This window comes from Paragemmobacter straminiformis (assembly GCF_014243445.1).
GTDB classification, from domain to species: Bacteria; Pseudomonadota; Alphaproteobacteria; order Rhodobacterales; family Rhodobacteraceae; genus Paragemmobacter; species Paragemmobacter straminiformis.
This window is the reverse complement of sequence record NZ_JACLQD010000002.1, coordinates 746,775-771,458: the sequence shown is the minus strand read 5'-3', so window position 1 is coordinate 771,458 and position 24,684 is coordinate 746,775. Positions and strand designations below refer to the sequence as shown.

Genomic DNA, 24,684 nt, shown 5'->3' with positions numbered 1-24,684 from the left:
TTGACGCAAGCCTCCTTTCCGTGTCGCTGAACGCAAAGGGAGGAACCATCATGGCCGTCAGCTTCACCACCGACCGCATGCTCAATTTCGGCGATTGCGACATCTCGGGAACCGCCTACTACCCCGCCTACCTCAATATCCTGAACGGCGTGGTCGAAGAGTTCTGGACCCATATCGGCTATCCCTGGCACGAGATCATCTGGAAAGAGCGTTGGGGCACGCCCACCGTCCACCTGTCCTGCGACTTCTCGAAACCCTCGTTCTTCGGCGACCGCCTGACCTTCCGGCTGAGCGTGCTGAAGGTCGGCAAATCCTCGGTCCGCATCCGCCACACCGTCCATTGCGGTGCCGAGGACCGCTGGTCGGGCGAACAGGTGCTTGCCGCAAGCTGGCTCGACAAGCACACCTCGATGCCTTGGCCCGACGATGTGCGCGCGAAACTCGAAAGTTTCCTCGCCCCGTCACCTTCGGTCGAACATGTCCCCGTTCAGGCCCAGACCTGATCGGGATCGGGCAGGGGGATCGCCTCCAGCAGCTCGCGCGTATAGGCGGCTTTCGGGTCCGAAAACAGGTCGGCCGTCGCGCGGTCCTCGACGATCGCGCCCTGGTAAAGAACGATGGTCCGCTGGCACAGCCGGCGGATCACGCTCAGATCATGGCTGATGAACGCCAGCGTAAGCCCGAGGTCCGCCACCAGTTGTTCAAGCAGGTTCAGCACCTGCGCCTGTGACGAGACATCCAGCCCCGACACGATCTCGTCGGCCAGAATGAAATCCGGCGCGAGCGCGATGGCCCGCGCGATGCCGACCCGCTGGCGCTGCCCGCCCGAAAGCTCGTGCGGATAGCGCCCCGCAAAGCCCTGCGGCAGGCCCACATGGTCCAGCGCCCGCGCCACCCGCGCATCGACCCCGTCAAAACCGTGAAGCCGCATCGGCTCCGCGATGATCCGCCCCACGCGGTGGCGCGGGTTCAGGCTGCTCATCGGATCCTGAAAGATCATCTGGAACCGCCGCCGCAGCGGGCGCAACTCGGCCTCGGGCAGATGGGTGATATCGGTCCCGTCAAACCGGATGCTGCCGCCCGAAGGCTCCAAAAGCCGCACCAGCGCCCGCCCCAGCGTCGATTTTCCCGATCCCGAGCCGCCGACGATCCCGACCACCGCCCCCTTGGGAATGGTGAAATCCAGCCCCTTCAGAATCTCGAGCCGTGGCGCAGCCCCCAGCAAGGGCTTCCGCGTCATATCCGCCAGCGACAGGCGCAGGTCCGTGATGGTGTAAAGATCAGCCATGTCCGCCCCTGTCCGCCGCCGCCACCTCGGCCCGCACGGCCTCGATCACCGCATCGGGAACGGGGGTCAGGCTGGCCATCGGGTCGGTGTATTTCGGTGTGGCGGCCAGCAAAGCCGCCGAATAGGCATGTTTCGGCGCGGCAAAGAAATCGCGCACCCGAGCATCCTCGACCACCATGCCTGCGTAAAGCACGCTCAGCGACTGGCACACCTTCGACACCACGCCCAGATCATGCGTCACGAACAGCAGCGCCGTGCCATGCCGCGCCTGCATTCCCGCGATCAGCTTCAGGATCTGCTTCTGCACCGTCACATCCAAAGCGGTCGTCGGCTCGTCCGCGACGATCAGCTTCGGCTCGGCGGCAAAGGCGCTGGCGATCAGGATGCGCTGCCGCATCCCTCCCGACAATTCGTGCGGATAGTTCCGCAACACCCGCTCGGGCTCGGGTATCTGCACCTCTGCCAGCAATTCGCGCGCGCGCGCCTCGGCGCGGCCCCGTTCCCAGCCCAGAATATCGACCAGACGGTCGGTGATCTGCCCCCCGATCCGGCGCGAGGGGTTCAGCGCCGTCAGCGGGTCTTGCGGGATCAGCGCCGCCGTGGCCCCGATCCGCCTGCGCCGCTCGGCCGGGGGCAGCGCCAGCAGGTCCACCCCGTCAAGCCGGATCTCCCCGCCCGTCACCTCGACCGATCCGGGCAGGATGCCCAGAACCGCCTTGCCGATCATCGACTTGCCGGCCCCGCTTTCGCCGACCAGCCCCCGCACCTCTCCCGCCGCCACATCGAGCGAGACGCGCCGCAACAGCGGCGGGCCGCCCTTCAACCGCACCGACAATTCGCGAATGGACAGAAAGCTCATCGCAGCACCGGATCGAAGCGGTCCTTCAACCCTTCGCCCAACTGGCTGAAGGCCAGCACCGTCAGAAACAGCGTGACCAGCGGAAAGACCAGCACCCACCACGCCTGATGCACCGATGTCCGCCCCTCGGCGATCATCCCGCCCCATGTCGGATCATCGGTCGCAATCGACAGGTTCACGAAAGACAGGATCGCCTCGACGATCACCGCAATCCCCATTTCAAGCGTCAGCAGCACGACGATGGTCGGCAGCACGTTCGGCAGTATCTCGCGCACCATCGTCCCCAACCGTCCCCGCCCCGCCACGCGGGCCGAGGCCACGTAATCCATCGCACCCTGCGCCATCGCCTCGGCCCGCACCACGCGGGCAAAGCGCGTCCAGTCGATCACCACGATGGCAAGGATGATCGAGAACAACCCCGGCCCCAGAACCGCAATCAGCAGGATCGAGAACAGCACCGGCGGAAAGGCCATCCAGATGTCGATGAAGCGCGAGATCACCAGATCGACCCAGCCGCGCAGAAACCCAGCCATCAGCCCCAATGTCGCCCCGACGATGCAGGTGATCGTTCCCGCGACAAGCGCCACGCTCAGTGCCACCCGAACGCCATAAAGGATGCGGCTCAGCACATCGCGGCCCAGACTGTCGGTGCCCAAAAGATACCCCGGCTCCGCCCCTGCCACCCAAAAGGGCGGCAAACGGCCAAGGAACAGGTCCTGCGCCAGCGGGTCCTTGGGCGCGATCCACGGCGCAAAGACCGCGATCACGCAAAGCAAGCCCAGCCATCCCGCCGAAAGCCAAAGCCGCGCCCCGGCACGGCGGCGCACCATGCTGCGTCCGTCAAGCATGGCGCAACCTCGGGTTCAGCGCGGCGTAAAGCAGATCGACGATCAGGTTCACGCCGGTAAAGATCACCGCGAACAGGATCACGATCCCCTGGATCAGCGGCAGGTCGCGGTTGATCACCGCATCGATGGCCATGTTGCCAAGCCCCTCATAGGAAAACAGCCGCTCGATGATCACCGTGCCGCCGATCAGAAAGGTGAACTGCACGCCCACCAGCGTCAGCGTGGGCAGCACCGCATTGCGCAATGCCTCGCGCAGGATCACATGGTTTTCGCCATAGCCTTTGGTGCGGGCCAGCGTCACGTAATCCAGATGCATCGTCTCTTTCAGGCTTTGCTTCAGCAACTGCCCGATGATCGCCGCCAGCGGAACAGCCAGCGCCAGCGCGGGCATCAGCATATGGCTCACGATATCCAGCCACAGGTCGAAGCGCAGGCGGATCAGGCTTTCGAACAGGTAGAAATTGGTGGTGAAGGGCAGTTCCAGCGACGGCGTCACCCGCCCCGAGATGTGGAACACCGGCACCAGCACCCCGAACAGCAGGATCAGCACCAGCCCCCACAGGAAGTCGGGCACCGAAAGCGCCATTCCGTTTGCAATGTCGATCGCCCCCTCGACCCGCGTGCCGCGCCGGCGCGTGCCGGTCAGCGCGGCCACCCCGCCGATGACCACCGCCATCACCAGCGCCATGACCGACAGTTCGAGCGTTGCGGGCAGGCGTCCCAGCACCAGCCCAAGCACCGGCTGCCGCGTGGTGATCGAGGTGCCGAAATCTCCCTGCAACACGCCCCCCGCCCAGATCAGGAACTGCGCGGGCAAGGGCTTGTCCAGACCGTAAAGCGCGGTCAACGCCGCCACATCCGCCTCGGTCGCACCGGGCGGCAGCATCATCGCGATCGGATTGCCCGGCACAACGCGGATCACGAAGAACACGATGACGGCCACGCCGACCAGCGTCACCGCCGTCGTCACAAGCCGCAAAAGAAAGACCCGTAAAAGCTGCATCCGCCCCATCCCCCCGCACGGCTATGGCGGGGCAGGGGCCTTGCCCCCCAGTTTCTGTCGTCAGATATCCCGCAGGGGTGCCGGGGGGCGCAAAGCCCCCCGGCCCTTGTCGCAAAAGCCCCGTCAGGCGCGCTTCATCAGATGCGGCAGCAGCGCACCCGAGGCATGCGGCGTCACCACCACGCCCGGCGCGTGCAGGATCGGCTGCACATATTGCAGCAACGGGATCACCAGCGCGTTCTCGGCGATGAACTTGTCCACCGCCTTCCAGCCTGCGATGCGCTTGGCCTCGTCGGCCTCGCCCCACAGGGGGCCGATCATCCCGATCAGATCCTCGCCATCCCAGACCGAGTGGGGCGAGGGGCCGAACATCGCGAAACCGGTCGACGTGGTCGGGTCGCCCACCGAATTGCCCCAGTTGTAAAAGGCCGCGGGGGCCAACTGGTCGGCGGCGCGCAACTCGTAGTGCTTCGCGATCTCGTAGACCTCGATCTCGGCCTCGATCCCGACCTTGCGCCACAGCCCGACGATGGCCTGCACCATTTCGTAATCCTTGGGCTTGAAGCCCTTGGTCGTCTGGATCTTGAACTTCACCGGATTGTCGACGCTGTACCCCGAGGCCGCCAGCAGCTCGACCGCCTTCTCGGGGCTGTATTCCACCGTGATCGACGGGTCATAGGCATCGTATTCCGGCGTCTCGAGCGTGTCGATCTTCACGCCATAGCCCGACAGCAGCCGGTCGATGATGGTCTGCTTGTCCACCGCATGGGCGGCGGCCTTGCGGACATTGGGGTCCAGCATCACGTCGATGTCGTTCAGGAAGATCATCCCGATATCCGAAATCGGCGCGGCCACGCCGGCCAGCGGGCCACCCTTCAGACGGTCGTATTCCTCATAGGGCATTTCCAGCGTGACATGGCTGTTGCCCGATTCCACCTCGGCCACCCGTGCGGCGGCATCGGGCACGAACTTGATGGTCACGGTGTCGAAATCGGGCTTGCCGCCCCAGTAATTGGCGTTGGCCTTCAGGCGGACAAAGGCGTTGCGCTCGAATTTCTCGACCATATAGGGGCCGGTCCCGATCGGGGCGGCCTCGAAGCCTTCGGCGCCGACCTTTTCGTAATAGGCTTTCGGCAGGACATATCCGGTCAGGAAATACATCCACTTGAAGATCGTCGGGTCGAACTGCTTCACATCGGCGGTGACGGTGTTGCCCTCGACCACGAAATTGGTCAGCGATCCCCAGACGAAGTTGATCGGGTTTCCGGTTTCCGGATTGGCGGCCCGCTCCAGCGACCAGGCCACGTCTTCGGCGGTAAAGGGCGAGCCGTCATGCCAGGTCACGCCCTCGCGCACGGTCATCTTGACCTTGCTCCGGTCCTCGTTCCAGCCCCATTCCGTCAGCAAGCCCGGCGCGGGTTTCAGGTCGGGCTGTTGCAGGATGAACTGGTCGAACACCGACTGGTAGAGCCCCTGAATCGTCGGGTTCACCGCGCTCGGCCCCACCGTCGGGTCCCACGAGGGCAGGGTGACGTTATAGGCGATCACCAGTTCCTCGATGGCCTGCGCATTGGCCGGAAGGCCGATGGCCCCCGCCGCAACGCCAGCGGCCGAAATCTTCATCAAGCTGCGTCTGCTGAGTTTCATGGTCGTTTCCCTGTGGATGGTTCTTGTTGTTTTGGTTGTGTTGCTTGGTCGAACTCTATCACGCTCCGGCAAGCCGTTGCGCCAAAAGAAATCCGGGGTTTGCCCCGGTTCCTGCACCCGGCCAGACCGCAGCCCCCGTCAGGTGCAGATTGCCCAGCGGTGTCGATCCGTTGGCATGGCCGCGCGCGGGCCGGAACAGGAAGTGCTGCCCCAGATGGTGGCTGCCGCAAACCTGGTCTCCGCCGATCAGGTTGGGATTCTCGGTCTCGAATTCCACAGGCGTGACAATGCGTTGCCCGATGATCTTCGCGCGCGTTCCCGGCGCATGTGCCTCGAGGATGTCAAGCACCCGCCCGGCAAAGGGGGCCGCCGCATCGGCCCAGTCGCGCGCCGCGATCTTGCCCGCAGCGTCCCCCTTGATCGCCGCCGGGGCCATCCGCACCTGCACCCAAAGCGTGTGCTTGCCCGCCGGGGCGCGGCTTGCATCGACGCTGGTCGGCTGGCCCACGACCAGAATGGGCTCGTCCGGCAGCATCCCCGCCTGCGCCTGCGCATAGGTCCGCGCCATCTGGTCAAGGCTCGGCGCGATATGGACATAGGCATAAGACCGCAGCGCCGCCCCCGCCCGCCAGTCGGGCAGGTCCGACAGCGCAAGGTGGATCATCATCGTCCCCGGCGCATGGTGAAACGCCGCCATCGCCGCATCGAAACGCGGCTCGACCGGCCCCGTCAGCGCGGCAAGGTTCCTCGGCGCCACACCCGCGATCACGGCTTTCGCGGCCGCAATCCTGCGCCCGTCCGCCAGTTCGATGCCCGTGGCCTTGCCGTTCGACTGCACCACCCTCGCAACCCTGACCCCGCATTCCACGGCGCCGCCACGGGCGCGAATGGCCGCGACCAGCGCCGATATGATGGTATCGGCCCCGCCTTGCCCCAGCACCATGCCAAAGGCCTGCCCCGCCATCCCCTCGAGATAGGGAAAGATCGCGCCGCCCGCGATGTCGGGCGCATAATCCAGATGCATCCCCCACGCGCCCAGCATCGCCTTGACGCGATCGTCGGTAAAGGTTTCGTCAAGAAAGGCGCGGGGCGAGGACAGCAGGAACCGCGCCATGTCCAGCGTGCCCGCAACGCCCTTGGCACGAATCGTTTTGAACATGAAATATGCAAGCGCACGCATCTTCATCGGGCTGCCCAAAAGCCCGAACAGATGCGGCGCCTCGGCGCCGAAGCCCGCGCAAAGCCGCTGCCACACGGCGGCATCGGGTGGGGAAAGCGCCGATATCGCGGCCATCGTTTCGGCCATGTCGGTGGACACGCCCACCCATGACCCGTCCGGAAAGCTTGACGCAAAGGGGCGCGCCACCGGAACAAAGGCGCAGCCATGCCGTTGCAGTTCAGCCCCGTGCGCCTTGAAAAACGGGCTTCCCGCGAAAAGCGACAGATTCATCGCCGCCCAGTCGTGGCGAAAGCCGGGCAGGGTGTATTCGCCGGTCTTGACCGCGCCACCCGCGGTCGCGGCCCCCTCGAACACGCCGACCCGCCAGCCCTTCGATGCCAGATGCAGCGCAGCGGCAAGGCCGTTATGCCCGGCCCCGATCACGACCGCATCAAAGCTATCGGACATCGTATTCCCCGTTTCGTTTCGACGGGATATTTGCAAATGCATTTAAATCTGTCTAGCATGATTCCACAGACCCCGCACAATCGGCGCCAGCCCGGAAAGACCGCAGCGGGATGCACAACGGATGCACGGGCGAAAACAGCTTCGCACCGTTCCACAGGGAGAGTGAATGATGACCTCAGCCGCAGTTCTTACGTCCCTCGCAGGGATGATCGCCTCGGGCGGGATCGAAGTCGTGGATTGCACGGGCGTTCTTGGCCCCGACACCCCGCTTCTGAAACTGCCGCCGGATTTCGCCAAGGACACCCCCAAGATCGAGATCCACACCATTTCCAACTATGACCAGAACGGCCCCTTCTGGGCGTGGAACTGGCTCAAGCTCGGCGAGCATTCCGGCACCCATTTCGACGCGCCGCATCACTGGATCACCGGCAAGGATTATCCCGACGGCTACACCGACACGCTTGACGTGCAGCGCCTCGTCGCCCCCGTCAACGTGCTGGACTTCGCCGCCGAATGCGCCGCCAACCCCGACTTCCTGCTCACCATCGACCATGTGAAGGCATGGGAGGCCAAGCATGGCGCGATCAACGCCGGCGAATGGGTGGTGCTGCGTTCGGACTGGGACAAGCGCGCCCATGACGAAGACCTGTTCCTGAACGCCGATGCCACCGGCCCCCACACCCCCGGCCCGACCGCCGAGGTCATCGAATATCTGATGTCGAAAAAGATCGTCGGCTGGGGCAGCCAGTGCATCGGCACCGATGCGGGGCAGGCGGGGGGCATGACGCCGCCGTTCCCGGCGCACAACCTCTTGCACAAGAACAACTGCTTCGGCCTTGCCAGCCTTGCCAACCTCGACAAGCTGCCCGCCAAGGGGGCGATCCTGATCGCGGCGCCGCTCAAGATCAAATCCGGCACCGGCTCGCCCATTCGCGCGCTGGCCCTCGTGCCCCGGGGCTGATCCATGCAGCCGGATCACGTCATCATCGGATCGGGCATCAACGCCTTGGTCGCGGGCGCCCTGCTCGCGATCAAGGGCAAGCGCGTGTTGATGCTGGAACGCAACGACGTGATCGGCGGTTGCCTGCGGACCGAGGAACTGACCCTGCCGGGGTTCCGCCATGACACGATGGCGGCAACTTGGGTCTTGTTCATGACCTCGCCCGCAGGGGCCGCACTCGGGCCGCATCTGGCGCGGCACGGGTTCGAATATTGCCACAGCGCCCGCCCCACGGCCGTCTTGCGCCCCGATGGCTCGGCGCTGGTGCTGACGATGGACCGCGCCGCCAATGTCGCGGCCTTCGACGCCCTCGCCCCGGGCGACGGCGCGCGCCATGCCGCCGATGCGGGCGGGGTCGAGACCGATGCCCCCTTCCTCTTCTCCATCCTCGGCGGCGATCTCTGGAGCTGGCCCACGCTGAAACTCCTTGTCTCGCAGGCGCGCAAGCGCGGGGTGCGCGGGCTTGCCGCCTGGTTCGGCTCGGCGCTCGCGCCGGCGCGGGGATGGCTGGAAACCGGCTACCAAAGCCCGCTCGTGCAGGCGCTTTTCGCCCCTTGGGTCCTGCATTGCGGCCTGACACCCGAAAGCACCTATTCCGGCCAGATGGGCAAGGTCATCGCCTTCGCGCTGGAAGCCGCAGGCGCGCCCGTCGTCAAGGGCGGCTCGGCCCGCGCCGTCGCGGCCTTCCGCGCGCTGATCGAGGAGAAGGGCGGCACCTTCCGAACCGGCGCCGATGTCGAGCGTATCACCGTCAACGATGGCCGCGTGACCGGCGTCACCCTTGCGGGGGGCGAGGTGATCACCTGCGCCTCGGTCCTCGCCTCGGTCACGCCGGGACAGCTTGCCAACCGTCTGCTCGGCCCGGCCGCCAGCCCCGCCACCCGCACGGCGGCACAGGGCTTCCGGCACGGGCGCGGCAACTTCCAGCTTCACTACGCGCTCGACCGCGCCCCCGAATGGCTCTCGCCCGGCCTTGACGACGTGGCGCTGATCCATCTGGCCGACGGCATCGATTCCGTCTCGAAATCCGCGAACGAGGCCGAACGCGGCCTGCTGCCCGAAGCTCCGACCATCTGCGTGGGCCAGCCCCACCGCCTCGACCCGTCGCGCTGCCCCGGGGGCAAGGCCATTCTCTGGCTGCAAATTCCCGACGCGCCGCGCGTGGTCAAAGGCGACGCGCGCGGCGAGATCGCAACCGACGGCACATGGACCGACACCCTGCGCGAGGCCTTTGCCGACCGGATCGAAGCGATCCTGTCGCGCCACATCAAGGATTTCGCCGCGATCAAGCTGGCCCGCCGCGCCCATTCGCCCGCCGACCTCGAGGCGATGAACATCAACCTCGTGGGCGGCGACCCCTACGGGGGCCTGTGCAGCATCGACCAGTTCTTCCTGTTCCGCCCCTTTGCCGCGGCGCCCGACCTGCCGCGCGGGCTGGTGCAGATCGGCGCCTCGACCCATCCCGGTCCCGGCCTCGGCGGCGGCTCGGGCTTCCTTGCGGCGAAAAGGCTGGGCGCATGACCGACCAAAGCCCCGCCAAACCGCCGCCCACCGATACCCGCCTCGGCGAGATCGGCCTGTCGAACTATGCGCCCTATCTGATGAACCGCATCATGGGCCGCTACAACGCCTCGCTGCGCGACGAGATGGCCGATCTGGGCCTGTCCACGCCCAAGATGCGCGCGCTTGCGGTTCTGTCGGTGATCGACGCGCCGCTGATCCGCGAACTGGCCGTCTATGCGGTCGTCGAACAATCCACCCTGTCGCGCGCCCTTGACCAGTTGGCCGCCGAAGGGCTGATCCGGCGCGAGGCGGATGCCACAGACAGCCGCGCCACCCGCGTCTTCATCACCGAAGCGGGCCGCACCACCTTTGAAACCCTCTGGCCCCGCATGGCCGAAAGCTACGCCCGCATGTTCAAGGGCATAGACGAGGCCGAACGCCGCGCCTTTGTCGGCACGCTGCAAAAGATGCTGGCCAATATCCGCAAACACGAGATCTGACGGGAACATCATGGCCGAACGGTCCTTCAAGGCGGAAGTCGAAGATCTGCGCCTCGGCGCGGGCGAAACCTTTACGGGCGAAGGCATCCTTGCCATCACCAAGGCTCTTTTGGAGAACGGCGTGGGCTATGTCGGCGGCTATCAGGGCGCGCCGATCAGCCACCTGATGGACGTTCTGGCCGATGCCGAGGAACTGCTTGCCGAACTCGGCGTGCGCTACGAGGCCAACGCCAACGAGGCCGCGGCCGCCGCCATGCTGGCGGCCTCGGTGCATTACCCGATCCGCGGGGCCGTGACGTTCAAGGGCTCGGTCGGGGTCAACGTGGCCTCTGACGCGCTGGCGAACCTTGCCTCCTCCGGCGTCAACGGCGGCGCTCTCATCATCGTGGGCGAGGATTACGGCGAAGGCTCCTCGATCATGCAGGAACGCAGCCACGCCTTTGCGATGAAATCGCAGTTCTGGCTCTTGGACCCGCGCCCGAACCTGCCCTGCATCACCAAGGCCGTAAAGGACGGGTTCGAGCTGTCCGAAGCCTCGAACACCCCCGTCATGCTGATGGTGCGCATCCGCTCGTGCCACGTGACGGGGTCGTTCACCACCCGCGACAACAAGCGCCCCGCGCTTTCGGTGCGCGAGGCGCTGTCGAACCCGCAATCCGATTTCGCCCGCGTCGTCCTGCCGCCCATGTCCTTTGCCCATGAACAGGACAAGGTCAGGAACCGCTGGCCCGCCGCCGAACGCTTCATCCTCGACCACAAGCTGAACGAGATGTTCGGCCCCGAGAAAGCCCCCCTCGGCATCATCCTGCAAGGCGGCATGTACAACGGCGTGATCCGTGCCCTGCAACGGCTTGGCCTTGCCGACCTTTTCGGCAATACGCAGGTGCCGCTTTACGTCCTGAACGTCACCTATCCGCTGGTGTCCTCGGAATTCCACGCCTTTTGCCAAGGCAAGGACCACATTCTCGTGGTCGAGGAAGGCCAGCCCGAATTCATCGAACAGCAACTGTCCACCTTCCTTTACCGGCAGGGATCGTCGCTGCGCCTGCACGGCAAGGACATCTTCCCGATGGCGGGGGAATACACCGGTCAGGTCATGCTCGACAGCATCGCCGCCTTCCTGAAACAGGCCGCCCCCGAGATGTTGCCCGCCCTTGTCCGCGCCCCGAACGAGGACAAGCCCCGGATCCCCGATCTGACCAAGACCGTCCCGATCCGTCCGCCCGGCTTTTGCACCGGCTGTCCGGAGCGGCCGATCTTTGCCGCGATGAAGCTGGTGCAAAAGGAAACCGGCAAGCTCCAGATCACCGCCGATATCGGCTGCCACCTCTTCGGCTCGCTTCCGCCGTTCGAGGTGGGCGGTGCCACGATGGGCTATGGCCTCGGCCCCGCCGCCAATGCGGCCTTCGACGGCGGCGGCGAACGGCGGCCCGTGTCGATCATCGGCGACGGCGGTTTCTGGCACAACGGGCTGTCATCCTCGTTCACCAACATGGCCTTCAACAAATCCGATGGCGTGGCGGTGATCGTCGACAACTACTACTCTGCCGCGACCGGCGGGCAGGACATCATGTCGTCGCGCGCCGACAACCCGACCAAGGCGACCAAGCACCCGATTTCCAAGGCCTTGCGCGGCATCGGCATCGACTGGGTGCGCGAGGTGGACCGCACCTATGACGTGGGCCACATGCGCGACGTGCTGCGCGAGGCGCTGACCACCGACACCCCCGGCCCCAAGGTGATCGTCGCCTCGTCGGAATGCATGCTCAACAAGCAGCGCCGCGAAAAGCCGCTGGCGCAACAGGCGATCCGCGAGGGCCGCCGCGTCGAGGCCCCGCGCTTCGGCGTCGACGAAGACATCTGCACCGGCGACCACGCCTGCATCCGCCTGTCGGGCTGCCCGTCGCTCTCGCTCAAGCGGCTTGACGACCCGCTGCGCGACGACCCTGTCGCCAGCATCGACCAGTCCTGCGTCGGCTGCGGCAACTGTGGCGAGGTGGCCGATGCCGCCGTGCTTTGCCCTTCGTTCTACCGCGCCGACGTGGTCCACAACCCGACCCCGTGGGAAAAGCGCCTCGCCACGTGGCGCGGCCGCATCATCGGCTGGCTGCAAGCCCGCCGCGCCGCCAAGCGCCTGTCATTCGAGGTTCCGGCATGACCCTGCACGAAGGCTTTACCCCGCGCCCCGATGCCGCCCTTGGCGGGATCATCAAGCTTGCCATCCTCGCCGTGGGCGGGCAGGGCGGCGGGGTGCTGACCGGCTGGATCGAAGCCGTCGCCCGCGCCAACGGCTATGCCGCGCAGGCAACCTCGGTCGCGGGCGTGTCGCAGCGCACGGGGGCCACGGTCTATTACGTCGAAATGGCCCCGATGCCCGCCGATGGCGCGATGCCGGTCTTTTCGCTGCAACCCGCCGCGGGCGATGTCGACATCATGGTGACCGCCGAAATGATGGAGGCGGGCCGCTCGATCATCCGCGGTTTTGTAACACCCGACCGCACCACGCTCATCACCTCGACCCACCGCGCCTTGGCCGTGTCGGAAAAGATGGTCCCCGGTGACGGAATCGCCGACAGCGACGAGGTGATGGCCGCCGCCGCCATCGCCGCGCGCCGCTTCATCGCCGCCGATTTCGACCGTCTGGCCATTGCCAACGGGTCGGTCATTTCCGCCTCGCTTCTGGGCGCACTCGCAGGGTCGGGGGCGCTGCCCTTCGGGCGCGACGCCTATGAGGCCGCCATCCGCGCGGGCGGCAAGGGCATCGAAGGCTCGCTCCGCGCCTTTGCCGCAGGCTTCGAGGCCGCACAGGCCCCGCAGCAACAGGACGAACCCGCCGCCCCTCCCAAGGCACCGGTCGCCAAAGGCCCCGCCGCCCTGCTGGCGCAGTGGCACAGGCTTCAGTCCCGCGTGGCCGCCTTGCCCGCGCCCGTGGCCGAACTTGCCCTGCCGGGCCTGCAAAAGGTGGTCGGCTTCCAGAACCTTGCCTATGGCGAAACCTACCTTGCCCGCCTCGATGCCGTTCTGGCACAGGACGATCCGGCCCTTGGCCATGCCCTGACGCGCGAGGCTGCGAAATACATCGCCAATGCGATGGCCTATGACGATGTGATCCGCGTGGCCGACCTGAAAACCCGTGGCAGCCGCAGCGCCCGCATCGCCCGCGAAATGGGCCTGCGCGACCAGAACGTGCTGCAACTGACCGAATTCTTCCACCCCCGTGCCGAAGAGATTGCCGGCCTTCTGCCCGCCCGCCTTGGCGCAAGGGTGCAGGCCGATCCCAAGTGGATGTCCCGCCTGACCCGCTGGTTCGACAAGGGCCGCCGCCTGCGCAGCGACAGCCTGACCGCCTTTGTCACGCTCTACCTGATCGGCGGTCTGCGCTTCTGGCGTCCGCGCACCCTTCGCCACGCGCAAGAGGTGGCCCATCTCGACCGCTGGCTTGCGCTGGCCCTTGGCTACCGCGCCACCGATTACGCGCTCGCGGTCGAGGTCATACGCTGCCGCCGCCTCGTCAAAGGCTATTCCGACACCCATGCGCGCGGCCTGTCGAAATTCGACCGCGTGATCGACGCCATCGCCCTTGTGGCCGGCCGCGACGATGCCGCCGACTGGGCGCGCCGCCTGCGTGAAGCCGCGCTCAGGGATGAAGAGGGCAAGGCGCTCGACGGCGCGATCCAGACGATCCGCAGTTTCGCCTAGGCCAGCAGTTTCGCCTAGGCCAGCAGTTTCGCCTAGGCCAGCAGTTTCGCCTAGGCCAGCAGCGGCGACAGGTCGTAGCGCCCGCGCAGGGCAGGGGGGGCGGATGCCGCCAGACCTGCCAGCGTGGCGCGGACCGCCGCGCGCCCCTGCGCTTGCAGCATGGCGAAGGGCCCGCGCGGAAAGTTCAGGCCCAGCGTCAGGCCCGTGTCGATATCCCCGGCGCTGACGCCGCCTTCGGCCAGCAGCCAACCCGCCTCGTTCACCAGCGTGGCCTCGATCCGCAGGGCGATCTGCGCCGCATCCGCAGGCGGCGCAACCGCCCCCGAGGGATAGACGAACCCCGCCCCCGATTTGCGTCCCAGACGCCCCGCCGCCACCTGTTCGCGCAGCGCGGCAAAGACATGATAGCGCGGATGCCCGCCCATCGCCGCCGCCAGCCCCTCGGTCGCGGCAAGGTTGATGTCGGCCCCGATCAGGTCGATCAGGCCAAAGGGGCCGATCCTGTAGCCCGCAGCCACCATCGCCGCATCCACCTCGGCCGCGCCGCGCCCTTCCGCAAGCAGGGCCAGCGCCTCGCCGTAAAAGGGCCGCGCGCAGCGGTTGACGATGAAACCGGGGCGGTCGGGTGCGGCGATGACCACCTTGCCCGCCGCTTCGGTCACGCGGCGGGCCAGATCGATCGCCGCCGCATCGCTGCCCGCGTGGCCGATCACCTCGACCAGTTTCATCACCGGCGCGGGGTTGAAGAAATGCAACCCCACCAGCCGTTCGGGCCGCGCCATGCCCCTGGCGATCTCGGCTACCGGAATGGACGAGGTGTTGGTCGCCATGACCGCCCCGCCCGATCCGGCCTCGAGTGCGGCAAAGACCGCCCGCTTCACCTCGATCCGCTCGACCACCGCCTCGACCGCCAGCATCACGGGGCCGATCTCTCCGGCGCTCTCGACCACCGTCACCCGCGCCAGCAGCGCATCGCGTGACGCGCCGCTCAACGCGCCCTTGGCGACGCGCGGGGCCAGCGCCTCGGCCAGCCGCGCAAGGGCGCTGTCGCGCATGGCGGGCGCGGCATCGGTGACCCGCACCTCATGCCCCGCCGCCGCGAAAACCTGCGCGATGCCAAGGCCCATCGCCCCCAGACCGACAACCCCGATCATGCGCCCCTGAACTCCGGTTTGCGCTTTTCGCGAAAGGCGCGGATCCCCTCGGCCTTGTCGGCACTGTCCAGAAGCGCCTCGAACGCCGCCCGCTCGGCCTGCAAGGCAAGGCCCGCTTCGTCGCCCGCGACCAGCGCCCGCTTTGCCGCCATCAGCGCCAGCGGCGCGCGCGCCGCAAGCTTCCCTGCCAGATCTGCGGCCAACGGGCCTGCATCGCCCTCGGCCAGATAGGCCGCAATGCCCCAGTCCCGCGCGGTGGCGGCGTCGATGACCTCGCCCGTCAGCACCATCCGCGCAGCCCGCGCCCGACCGGCCAGCGCCAGCAACCGCTGCCCGCCCCCCGCTCCGGGGATCAGGCCAAGGTTCGTCTCGGGCAGGCCAAGCCGCGCCGACTGGCCCAGCACCATGATATCGGCCATCAGCGCCAGCTCGAACCCGCCCCCCAGCGCAAAGCCGTCAACCTCGGCAAGCAGCGGCTTGGGAAAGGCCCGTATCGCCGCCCAATGCGCCTTGCGCGGATCGGCGGCGCCCTCGGCGGCCGATTTCCCCTCGATCTCGCCGATGTCGGCCCCTGCCGCGAAATGCCCGCCAGCCCCCGCAAGCACCGCCACCCGGCAGGCGGCATCTTCCGCCAGCCGCGTCAAGGCAGCCGCGATTTCGGCCAAAAGCGCGGTATTCAAGGCGTTTCGCGCCTCGGGCCGGTCCAGCACAAGCCGCACCCAGCCCGCATGTTGTTCGATCTGCAATCCCATGCGCCCATCATCCGCGCGGCCGGATAAATTTCAAGCCCATAAATTTCAAACTTGAAATTGTTTTGCGACAGTGCCAGCCTAATTCCAGCGATGCAGCCATCCTGCGTCAGGAAAAGGATACGGGCCATGAAGATTCTCTGCCTCGGCGGCGGCCCCGCCGGTCTTTACTTTGCCATCTCGATGAAGCTGCGCGATCCCGCGCACCAGATCACCGTGCTGGAACGCAACCGCGCCAACGATACCTTCGGCTGGGGCGTGGTGCTGTCTGACGACGCGCTCGGGCGGATGCAGAAGAACGACCCCGTTTCCACCCGGTCCATCCGCGACCACTTCGCCTATTGGGACGACATCGCCGTGGTCCACGACGGGGTGCGCAACGTCTCGGGCGGGCACGGCTTTGCAGGCATCGGGCGCAAGCAATTGCTGATCCTGCTGCAAGCCCGCGCCCGCGAGCTGGGCGTCGACCTCAGGTTCGAGACCGAATTCAAATCCGCCGAAGAATATCGCCGCGACTATGATGTCGTCGTGGCCTGCGACGGCATCAACTCGGCCGTGCGGCGCGAATACGAAGCCACCTTCCAGCCCGACATCGACATGCGCCTGTGCAAATTCGTCTGGCTCGGCACGCATCAGAAATTCGACGACGCCTTCACCTTCATCTTCGAGAACACCGAACACGGCTGGGTCTGGGCACACGCCTACCAGTTCGACGACTCGACCGCGACCTTCATCGTCGAATGCACGCAAGAGACATGGGACCGCTGGGGTTTCGACGCCATGTCGAAAGAGGACACGGTCGAAACCTGCCGCAAGATCTTTGCCAGCCACCTTGGCGGGCACGAGCTGATCTCGAACGCCGCCCATCTGCGCGGATCGGCGGTCTGGATGAACTTCCCCCGCGTGGTCTGCAACACATGGTTCCACGAAAACGTGGTCCTGATGGGCGATGCCGCAGCGACGGGGCACTTTTCCATCGGCTCGGGCACCCGCCTCGCCCTCGACAGCGCGATCGCGCTGGCCGACTACCTGCAATCCGAACCCACCCTGCAAGCCGCCTTCCAGCGCTATCAGGACGAACGGCGGGTCGAGGTGTTGCGCCTGCAATCGGCGGCCCGCAACAGCCTTGAATGGTTCGAGCAGGTCGAACGCTATCTCGACATGCCGCCGATGCAATTCGCCTATTCCCTGCTGACCCGCAGCCAGCGCATCAGCCATGAAAACCTGCGCCTGCGCGACCCAGAATGGCTGCGCAGGGCCGAAGACTGGTTCGCCGAACAGGCGGGGGGTGAAAAGGGCCGCGCCCCGATGTTCGCCCCCTTCCGGCTGCGCGACATGGCGCTGCAAAACCGCATCGTCGTCTCGCCCATGGCGCAATACAAGGCCGTGGATGGCTGCCCGACCGACTGGCACTTCGTCCATTACGCCGAACGCGCCAAGGGCGGCGCGGGGCTTGTCTACACCGAAATGACCTGCACCAGCGCGCAGGGGCGCATCACCCCCGGTTGCCCCGGCCTTTACGCCCCCGAACACGAAGCCGCATGGAAGCGCCTGACCGATTTCGTCCATGCCGAGACGCAGGCCAAGATCTGCTGCCAGATCGGCCACGCGGGCCGCAAGGCCAGCACGCAGGTCGGCTGGGAGGAGGGCGACGCCCCGCTTCCCTCGGGCAACTGGGAGATCATCGCCCCCTCGGCCCTGCCGTGGTCGCCCCGAAACGCCGTCCCGCGCGAGATGACGCGCGCCGACATGGAGGCCGTCACGCAGGAATTCGTCGATGCCACCCTGATGGCGAAACGCGCGGGCTTCGACATGGTCGAACTGCACGCCGCCCACGGCTACCTTCTGTCCTCCTTCATCTCGCCGCTGTCGAACAGGCGCAGCGATGCCTATGGCGGCAGCCTTGACAACCGCATGCGCTGGCCGCTCGAGGTGCTGGCCGCCATGCGCGCCGCATGGGGCGAGGAAAAGCCGATCTCGGTGCGCATCTCGGCCACCGACTGGGCCGGACCCGACGGCGTGACACCCGCCGAAGCGGTCGAGATCGCACGGATGTTCGCCGCAGGCGGCGCCGATATCATCGACGTCTCGGCAGGCCAGACCTCGACCGAAGCAAGGCCCGTCTACGGCCGCATGTTCCAGACCCCGTTCAGCGACCGCATCCGCAACGAGGCGGGGCTGGCCACGATGGCGGTGGGCAACATCACCGAACCCGATCACGTGAACTCGATCCTGCTTGCGGGCCGCGCCGATCTTGTCTGCCTTGCCCGCCCGCATCTGGCCGACCCCTATTGGACGCTTCACGCCGCCGCCGCGATGGGCGATACCGGAACCGTCTGGCCGCTGCCCTATCTCGCGGGCCGCGACCAGCTGCGCCGTCTGCAATCGAAAGGGGCCGAGGTGATCCGCGCATGACCGACCTGACCGGCAAACGCGTTCTGGTAACGGGCGGCGGCTCGGGCACGGGGGCCGACCTTGCGCGCGGCTTTGCCGCCGCAGGCGCATCGGTGGTGATCTGCGGCCGCCGCATCGCGGCACTTGAGTCGGTCGCCGCGTCCTCGCCCCTGATCCGCGCCTTGCCCTGCGACGTGACGGACGAGGCTTCGGTCGCGGCGCTCTTTGCGGCAAGCGGCCCGGTCGACATCGTCATCGCCAATGCGGGGCAGGCCGATTCCGCACCCTTGGCGAAAACCTCGCTCGACCAGTGGAACGCCATGATCGCTGCCAACCTGACCGGCGTGTTCCTGACCTTCCGCGCGGGGCTGCGCCAGTTCACCGGATGGGGGCGGCTGATCGCCATCGCCTCGACCGCCGGGATCAAGGGCTATGCCAAGGTGGCACCCTATGCGGCGGCCAAGCATGGCGTGATCGGGCTGACCCGCTCGGTCGCGCTCGAGGTGGCGCGCTCGCCCGTCACCGCCAATGCCATCTGCCCCGGCTTTCTTGATACCGAGATGACCGCCCACTCCATCCGCGTCATCTCGGAAAAGACCGGGCGCAGCCCCGCCGAGGCGCGCGCGGCGCTCGAATCCCTGAACCCCCAGAACCGCCTGTTCCGGCCCGACGAGGTGACCTCTGCCGCGCTCTGGCTGTGCGGGGCGGGGTCGGACGGGGTGAACGGGCAGGCCATCACCATTTCGGGGGGCGAGGTGTGAGCCACGATCCCCTGTCCAAGCGCCGCCTCAAGATCTGGATCCGCCTGCTCGGCGTGACCCGCACCGCCGAGGGGGCCTTGCGCGAATTCCTGCGGCTTGGCCACGACACCACCTTGCCGCGCTTCGACGTTCTGGCCGCCCTCTACCGCCGCCGCGACGGGGTGACGATGTCGGAACTCAGCCGGATGCTTCTCGTCTCGAACGGCAATGCCACGACGGTCGTGGACCGGCTGGAAAAGGACGGTCTGGTGCGCCGCACGCAATCCGACAGCGACAGGCGCACCGTCTTTGTGGCGCTGACCCCCGAAGGGCTCGCGCAGTTCGAAGGGCTGGCCGCCGAACACGAGGCGCAGGTGAACGCGCTGTTCTCGGGCCTGACCGAAGCCGATCTCGACACGCTGACCGACATCCTCAAACGCATGGGAGGTCCGAAATGACCGAACTCGCAGGGGTGCGCCCCGAACATTTCCTGTGGTCCGTCACCGACCGGATCGGCACCGTCCGGCTGAACCGGCCCGACCGCAAGAACCCGCTGACCTTTGCAAGCTACGCCGAATTGCGCGACCATTTCCGCGCGCTCGCCTATGCGACCGATGTCGATGTGATCGTCTTTGCCTCGAACGGCGGCAATTTCTGCTCGGGCGGCGATGTGCATGACATCATCGGCCCGCTGATCGGCCTGCCGATGAAGGACCTTCTGGCCTTTACCCGCATGACCGGCGATCTGGTCAAGGCCATGATCGGCTGCGGCAAGCCGATCATCTCGGCCGTCGACGGGGTGGCGGTGGGGGCGGGGGCGATCATCGCGATGGCGTCGGACCTGCGGCTTGCCACGCCCGCCGCGAAATGCGCCTTTCTGTTCACCCGCGTCGGCCTTGCGGGCTGCGACATGGGGGCCTGCGCCATGCTGCCGCGCATCATCGGGCAGGGCAGGGCGGCGGAACTGCTGTACACCGGCCGCGTGATGCGCGCCGACGAGGGAGAACGCTGGGGCTTCTGGAACGCGCTGCACGCCCCCGAGGCGCTCGAGGACGAGGCGATGGCGCTGGCGCGCCGGCTGGCCGAGGGGCCCGTCTTTGCCCATGGCATCACCAAGACCCAACTCAATCAGGAATGGAACATGGGGCTGGAACAGGCGATCGAGGCGGAAGCGCAGGCGCAGGCAATCTGCATGCAGACCCGCGATTTCGACCGCGCCTACCGCGCCTTTGTCGCCAAGGAGACGCCGGTGTTTCGGGGAGATTGACGCAAAGGGGCGATTTTTCTGCGAAAAATCAGGGGGCTGTCTGCCCCCTCGGCCTGCGGCCTCACCCCCGAGAGTATTTGAGCAAAGGTGAAACGATGCGTGACGCAAGCTTCCTTGACTGGCCCTTCTTCGAGGCCCGCCACCGCGACCTTGCGGCGGCGCTCGAGGCGTGGTGCGCTCTGCATCTGCCTGTGGATCACGGCGATGTCGATGCCGCATGCCGCGCGCTGGTCGCGGCTTTGGGGCAGGGCGGATGGCTGCGGCACACGGGCGCGGCGGCGGGCGAGCGGCTGGATGTGCGCACGCTCTGCCTGATCCGCGAGACGCTGGCGCGGCATGATCCCCTGGCCGATTTCGCCTTTGCCATGCAGGGGCTTGGGATGGGGCCGGTCACCCTGTTCGGCACGGCCGAACAGCGCGCATGGCTTGACCGCACGCGGGAGGGCGGGGCGCTTTCCGCCTTTGCGCTGACCGAACCGGCCTCGGGCTCGGACGTGGCCGCCACCGCCACCACCGCAACCCGCGTGCAGGGGGGCTGGGTGCTGAACGGCGAGAAGACCTGGATTTCCAACGGCGGCATTGCGGATGTCTATATCCTCTTCGCCCGCACGGGCGAGGCTGCGGGGGCAAAGGGCCTGTCGGCCTTTCTGCTGCCCGCTGCCACCGCGGGCCTGACCGTGGCCGAACGGCTCGAGACCATCGCGCCCCATCCGCTTGCGCGGCTTGAATTGCGCAATGTCGAACTGCCCCACTCCGCCCTGATCGGCGAGGCGGGCGCGGGTTTCCGCATCGCCATGTCGGTGCTGGATGTGTTCCGCCCCACGGTCGGGGCCGCCGCCCTTGGCATGGCCCGCCGCGCGCTTGACGAAAGCCTGACCCGCACCGCCACCCGCCGCATCCAGGGCGAGGCGCTGGCCTCGTTGCAGATGGTGCAGGGCCATCTGGCCGACATGGCGTTGAAGATCGATGCTGCAGCCCTGCTTGTCTACCGTGCCGCCTGGACCAAGGACAGGGGGGCCGCGCGCATCACGCGCGAGGCCGCGATGGCCAAACTTTACGCCACCGAAGCCGCGCAAGAGGTGATCGACATGGCAGTGCAGCTGCATGGCGGCGACGGCGTGCGCCGTGGCTCCGTGGTCGAGGCGCTTTATCGCGACATCCGCGCCCTGCGCATCTACGAGGGCGCATCCGACGTGCAGCGCATCGTCATCGCGAGAAGCCTGCAATGAGCTATTCGCGCGCCATCCGCATCGAATTCAACCACTGCGACCCTGCGGGCATCGTTTTCTATCCGCGCTATTACGAGATGACGAATTCCGTCATCGAGAATTTCTTCCGCGACGCGATCGGCTGGCCCTTCGAGGCGATGATGGCCGCAGGCGAGGGCGTGCCGACCGTGCGGATCGAAACCGATTTCCGCGCCCCCTCGCGCCTTGGCGACATGCTCGACTGGCGGCTTGGCGTGACCCGCCTCGGCCATGCCTCGGTCACGCTGCGGCTCGGCGCTGCCTGCGACGGGCAGACCCGGCTTGGCGCGCTCATCACCCTTGTCAGGCTTGGCGCTGACCACCGCCCCGCCCCCTGGCCCGCCACCATCCGCGACCGCCTTGCAGCCCATCAGGAGGCCCCATGACCCTTTCCCCGCACCAGATCCTGCATCCGTCGCATTGGAAGGCGGCACGCGGCTACGCCAATGGCGTGGCGGCCAGAGGGCGGATGATCTTTACCGGCGGCATCATCGGCTGGAACGCCCAACAGGAATTCGAGACCGACGATTTCGCCGCACAGGCGGCGCAGGCCCTGCGTTCGATCGTCGAGGTTCTGGCCGAGGCGGGGGCGGGGCCTGAACATCTTGTCCGGCTGACATGGTATGTCACCGACAAGGCCGAATACCTGTCCTCGTTGCGCGAACTGGGGCAGGCCTATCGCCAGACCATCGGCGCGCATTACCCCGCGATGGCGCTGGTTCAGGTCGTGGCACTGGTCGAGGACCGCGCCAAGGTCGAGATCGAGGCGACCGCCGTCCTGCCCGCCTGATCCCCCGCGCAGCCCCCCCGCGCGTTCAGCACCCGAGTCGCAGCCTGCCCTTTCCGGCGGGCGCGCATCGGCGCAGCCCTTGGCTAACCCATTCTTTCGGATGGAGATTCCCATACCTCATGCCAAAGAACCGGCACGACGGGCGTTCAGAACGTCCCCGTGTCGAATGGCGCATGTTCCAAAGGAGTAGAAATGCGCAATTCCTGTTCACACAGGCGGGTATCCATGCTTCATGGCACACACCTCATTTTGATAAGGCAAAGCCACGCAGGACGCGATGACGACCGGACCCGACAAACCGCTTCCCCTGCGCAGCTGGCTTTGGAAGTCCTATATCCGCGCGGCCCTTGTCCCGCTGCTTCTGATCGAACTCACCTTCGTCGGCCTCTACTGGGGCACCAGCCTTGTCGTCTACAACCGCGGGGCCGAGGCGGTCACCAAGCTGTCCACCGGCGCCCTGTCCGATACCGCCCAGCGCGAGGCCGACGTCATCGCGCGGCGTCTCGAGAAGATCTCGGCCGAGGCCACGATCTTCGCCGATGAAACGGCGCGCGCCCTGACCGGCACGGGCGACACCAGCCCCGAAGAAAAGGCCCGCTACGCGACCTCGCCCGAGGGCGCCTTCTACACCGTCCGCGACAATGGCGGCGCGGCCGTGTTCTATTCCGGCGTCGTTCCCGTGGGCGAGGCCGAGAAGCAGAAGGTCTGGCGCACCGCGTCCCTCGACCCGCTGATGCGGTCGATCACCCGGACCGATCACCTGATCCAGCAGGTCTATTTCAACACCTTCGACAGCTACAACCGCATCTACCCCTATTTCGACGTGCTCGAGATCTATCCCCCCAAGATGGATATCCCGAGCTACAACTTCTATTACGAAGCCGATGCCACCCATAACCCCGCGCGCAAGGTCGTCTGGACCGACTCTTATGTCGATCCGGCGGGGTCGGGCTGGATGGTTTCGGCCATCGCGCCCAGTTACGGACCCGACCGGCTCGAAGCCGTGATCGGCATCGACATCACCATCAGCACCATCGTCGAGCAGGTGCTCGACCTCGACCTTCAGGGCGACAGCTACGCGCTTCTGGTCAGCCGCGACGGCACCATTCTCGCGCTGCCCCCCAAGGGCGAGGCCGATTTCGGCCTGTCCGAACTCCTCGACCACTCTTACGAGGAAGCGATCAAGGAGGACACGTTCAAACCGGGCGAGTTCAACATCTTCCGCCGCGCCGAATTCGCCAACATCGCCGACGCGCTGCAAGATACGCCCGACGGCACGGAAGAGCTGGACCTCGGCCGCCCGATGATTGCCGCATGGTCCACCATCGACGGCCCCGGCTGGAAGCTGGTGGTCCTGTCGAGCGAAAAGAGCATCCTGTCCGAAGCCACCTCGCTGCGCGAACAGCTCTCGCTCGTCAGCAAGCTGATGCTGGGCGGGCTGGTCCTGTTCTATCTTCTCTTCTTCGCCTTCCTCTGGAAACGCTCGAACGCGATGAGCGAACGCGTCGCCCAGCCTCTGGCCGAGATCGAGGCGAACATGGTGCGCATTTCCGAAGGCGGCCGAATCCCGCCGACCCACGCCTACGAGGTGGCCGAGTTGCAGACCGTGGGCGACCATCTGGTCAACATGGGCGCGAAACTCGATGCCGCCAACCGCGCCAAGGCCAATTTCCTTTCGGCCATGAGCCATGAATTGCGCACCCCCCTCAACGCCATCATCGGCTTTTCCGACCTGCTCGAGATGTCGCAAGGCGAAACGCTCGATGCCGAGCGGATGAAGCAGGTCAAGGCGATCTCGCGCGCGGGCTGGCACCTCTTGCAACTGGTCGAAGGGGTGATCGACCTGAGCCGCATCGAACAGGACGAGGTGAAACTGTCCTCCACCCCGCTCGAGGTGATGCCGATCCTCGACGCGGCACGGCAGACGGCCCTTGCCGCCGCGGCCGAGCGCAACATCACCATCACCCTGAACCGCAGCGCGGCCGTCGTGCCGCCGGTCAAGGGTGACCCCGATGTGCTGCGCCGCATCGTCGGCCATCTGCTGTCGAACGCGGTGAAATACAATCGCGACGGCGGCAGCATCACGCTCTCGGTCGGCACCGCGGACCCCTCGGTCATCGCCGTTTCGGTCACCGACACCGGAACCGGCATCGCCGCCGCCCTCCAGTCGCGCGTGTTCACGCCCTTCGACCGGCTGGGCCATGAAAACAGCACGATCAACGGCACCGGCATCGGCCTTGCCATCTGCAAGCGCCTTGCCGAACTCACCGGCTGCACGCTCACCTTCACCAGCGAAAGCGATGTCGGCTCGACCTTCACCCTGCGCATTCCCCGCGCCTGACCGCGCCTTTGCGATCACATCGTCGCGG

At 66.6% G+C, this 24,684-nt stretch carries 22 protein-coding genes; 14 read left to right on the top strand and 8 right to left on the bottom strand.

Going from position 1 to position 24,684, the window contains the following annotated elements:
- The first annotated feature begins 50 nt into the window (after positions 1–50).
- Positions 51–503: an acyl-CoA thioesterase gene (locus H7F16_RS09535; protein ID WP_185797322.1), complete on the top strand. Its 453-nt coding sequence runs from the start codon at positions 51–53 to the stop codon at positions 501–503.
- Here H7F16_RS09535 and H7F16_RS09530 read toward each other — a convergent pair.
- The 6 genes from H7F16_RS09530 to H7F16_RS09505 form a co-directional block, all read right to left on the bottom strand.
- Entirely contained in the window at positions 488–1,288 is an 801-nt protein-coding gene (locus H7F16_RS09530; protein ID WP_185797321.1) for an ATP-binding cassette domain-containing protein, read from the bottom strand. The genes H7F16_RS09535 and H7F16_RS09530 overlap by 16 nt on opposite strands.
- Positions 1,281–2,147, bottom strand: coding sequence for an ABC transporter ATP-binding protein (locus H7F16_RS09525; protein ID WP_185797320.1), 867 nt, complete (start codon positions 2,145–2,147; stop codon positions 1,281–1,283). Before H7F16_RS09525 ends, H7F16_RS09530 begins: the two co-directional genes overlap by 8 nt.
- The gene (locus H7F16_RS09520) at positions 2,144–2,995 is read right to left on the bottom strand and encodes an ABC transporter permease (protein ID WP_185797319.1); all 852 of its coding nucleotides are present in this window, start codon (positions 2,993–2,995) and stop codon (positions 2,144–2,146) included. The genes H7F16_RS09525 and H7F16_RS09520 overlap by 4 nt, the downstream gene beginning before the upstream one ends.
- Complete coding sequence (locus H7F16_RS09515) at positions 2,988–3,998, bottom strand: ABC transporter permease (RefSeq protein WP_185797318.1); 1,011 nt, start codon at positions 3,996–3,998, stop codon at positions 2,988–2,990. The genes H7F16_RS09520 and H7F16_RS09515 overlap by 8 nt, the downstream gene beginning before the upstream one ends.
- 123 nt (positions 3,999–4,121) lie before the next feature.
- A complete protein-coding gene (locus H7F16_RS09510) occupies positions 4,122–5,645 on the bottom strand; it encodes an ABC transporter substrate-binding protein (protein ID WP_185797317.1) in 1,524 nt (507 codons plus the stop codon).
- A gap of 58 nt (positions 5,646–5,703) precedes the next feature.
- A complete protein-coding gene (locus H7F16_RS09505) occupies positions 5,704–7,272 on the bottom strand; it encodes a phytoene desaturase family protein (RefSeq protein WP_185797316.1) in 1,569 nt (522 codons plus the stop codon).
- Between the two features lie 169 nt (positions 7,273–7,441).
- Between H7F16_RS09505 and H7F16_RS09500 the strand changes: the two genes are divergently transcribed.
- Genes H7F16_RS09500 through H7F16_RS09480 form a run of 5 tightly spaced genes read left to right on the top strand, consistent with a single transcriptional unit; the run spans position 7,442 to position 13,974 of the window.
- A complete protein-coding gene (locus H7F16_RS09500; protein WP_185797315.1) occupies positions 7,442–8,233 on the top strand; it encodes a cyclase family protein in 792 nt (263 codons plus the stop codon).
- A gap of 3 nt (positions 8,234–8,236) precedes the next feature.
- Positions 8,237–9,793, top strand: a complete 1,557-nt coding sequence (locus H7F16_RS09495; RefSeq protein WP_185797314.1) for a phytoene desaturase family protein — start codon at positions 8,237–8,239, stop codon at positions 9,791–9,793.
- On the top strand, positions 9,790–10,275 hold the full coding sequence (locus H7F16_RS09490) for a MarR family winged helix-turn-helix transcriptional regulator (protein WP_185797313.1): 486 nt from the start codon (positions 9,790–9,792) through the stop codon (positions 10,273–10,275). Before H7F16_RS09495 ends, H7F16_RS09490 begins: the two co-directional genes overlap by 4 nt.
- 10 nt (positions 10,276–10,285) lie before the next feature.
- On the top strand, positions 10,286–12,433 hold the full coding sequence (locus H7F16_RS09485) for a thiamine pyrophosphate-dependent enzyme (protein WP_185797312.1): 2,148 nt from the start codon (positions 10,286–10,288) through the stop codon (positions 12,431–12,433).
- Positions 12,430–13,974, top strand: a complete 1,545-nt coding sequence (locus H7F16_RS09480; protein ID WP_185797311.1) for an indolepyruvate oxidoreductase subunit beta family protein — start codon at positions 12,430–12,432, stop codon at positions 13,972–13,974. Before H7F16_RS09485 ends, H7F16_RS09480 begins: the two co-directional genes overlap by 4 nt.
- A 50-nt stretch (positions 13,975–14,024) precedes the next feature.
- Here the strand turns inward: H7F16_RS09480 and H7F16_RS09475 are convergent, their stop codons facing one another.
- Together H7F16_RS09475 and H7F16_RS09470 are read right to left on the bottom strand one after the other, a co-directional pair.
- Complete coding sequence (locus H7F16_RS09475; protein ID WP_185797310.1) at positions 14,025–15,128, bottom strand: 3-hydroxyacyl-CoA dehydrogenase; 1,104 nt, start codon at positions 15,126–15,128, stop codon at positions 14,025–14,027.
- Complete coding sequence (locus H7F16_RS09470) at positions 15,125–15,880, bottom strand: enoyl-CoA hydratase-related protein (protein WP_185797309.1); 756 nt, start codon at positions 15,878–15,880, stop codon at positions 15,125–15,127. The genes H7F16_RS09475 and H7F16_RS09470 overlap by 4 nt, the downstream gene beginning before the upstream one ends.
- 126 nt (positions 15,881–16,006) lie before the next feature.
- On the opposite strand from H7F16_RS09470, the gene H7F16_RS09465 reads away from it, so the two are divergent.
- The 8 genes from H7F16_RS09465 to H7F16_RS09430 all read left to right on the top strand — a co-directional run bounded on the left by H7F16_RS09465 (position 16,007) and on the right by H7F16_RS09430 (position 24,656).
- Positions 16,007–18,292 carry a bifunctional salicylyl-CoA 5-hydroxylase/oxidoreductase gene (locus H7F16_RS09465; protein WP_185797308.1) on the top strand — a complete coding sequence of 762 codons (2,286 nt, stop codon included), beginning with the start codon at positions 16,007–16,009 and terminating at the stop codon, positions 18,290–18,292.
- Positions 18,289–19,032, top strand: coding sequence for an SDR family NAD(P)-dependent oxidoreductase (locus H7F16_RS09460; RefSeq protein WP_185797307.1), 744 nt, complete (start codon positions 18,289–18,291; stop codon positions 19,030–19,032). Before H7F16_RS09465 ends, H7F16_RS09460 begins: the two co-directional genes overlap by 4 nt.
- Complete coding sequence (locus H7F16_RS09455; RefSeq protein ID WP_185797306.1) at positions 19,029–19,469, top strand: MarR family transcriptional regulator; 441 nt, start codon at positions 19,029–19,031, stop codon at positions 19,467–19,469. The genes H7F16_RS09460 and H7F16_RS09455 overlap by 4 nt, the downstream gene beginning before the upstream one ends.
- Positions 19,466–20,278: an enoyl-CoA hydratase family protein gene (locus H7F16_RS09450; protein ID WP_185797305.1), complete on the top strand. Its 813-nt coding sequence runs from the start codon at positions 19,466–19,468 to the stop codon at positions 20,276–20,278. Before H7F16_RS09455 ends, H7F16_RS09450 begins: the two co-directional genes overlap by 4 nt.
- A gap of 95 nt (positions 20,279–20,373) precedes the next feature.
- Positions 20,374–21,507 carry an acyl-CoA dehydrogenase family protein gene (locus H7F16_RS09445; RefSeq protein ID WP_185797304.1) on the top strand — a complete coding sequence of 378 codons (1,134 nt, stop codon included), beginning with the start codon at positions 20,374–20,376 and terminating at the stop codon, positions 21,505–21,507.
- The gene (locus H7F16_RS09440) at positions 21,504–21,911 is read left to right on the top strand and encodes an acyl-CoA thioesterase (protein WP_185797303.1); all 408 of its coding nucleotides are present in this window, start codon (positions 21,504–21,506) and stop codon (positions 21,909–21,911) included. Before H7F16_RS09445 ends, H7F16_RS09440 begins: the two co-directional genes overlap by 4 nt.
- Positions 21,908–22,315: a RidA family protein gene (locus H7F16_RS09435; protein ID WP_185797302.1), complete on the top strand. Its 408-nt coding sequence runs from the start codon at positions 21,908–21,910 to the stop codon at positions 22,313–22,315. The genes H7F16_RS09440 and H7F16_RS09435 overlap by 4 nt, the downstream gene beginning before the upstream one ends.
- A gap of 277 nt (positions 22,316–22,592) precedes the next feature.
- Entirely contained in the window at positions 22,593–24,656 is a 2,064-nt protein-coding gene (locus tag H7F16_RS09430) for a sensor histidine kinase (RefSeq protein WP_185797301.1), read from the top strand.
- The last annotated feature ends 28 nt before the right edge of the window (positions 24,657–24,684 follow it).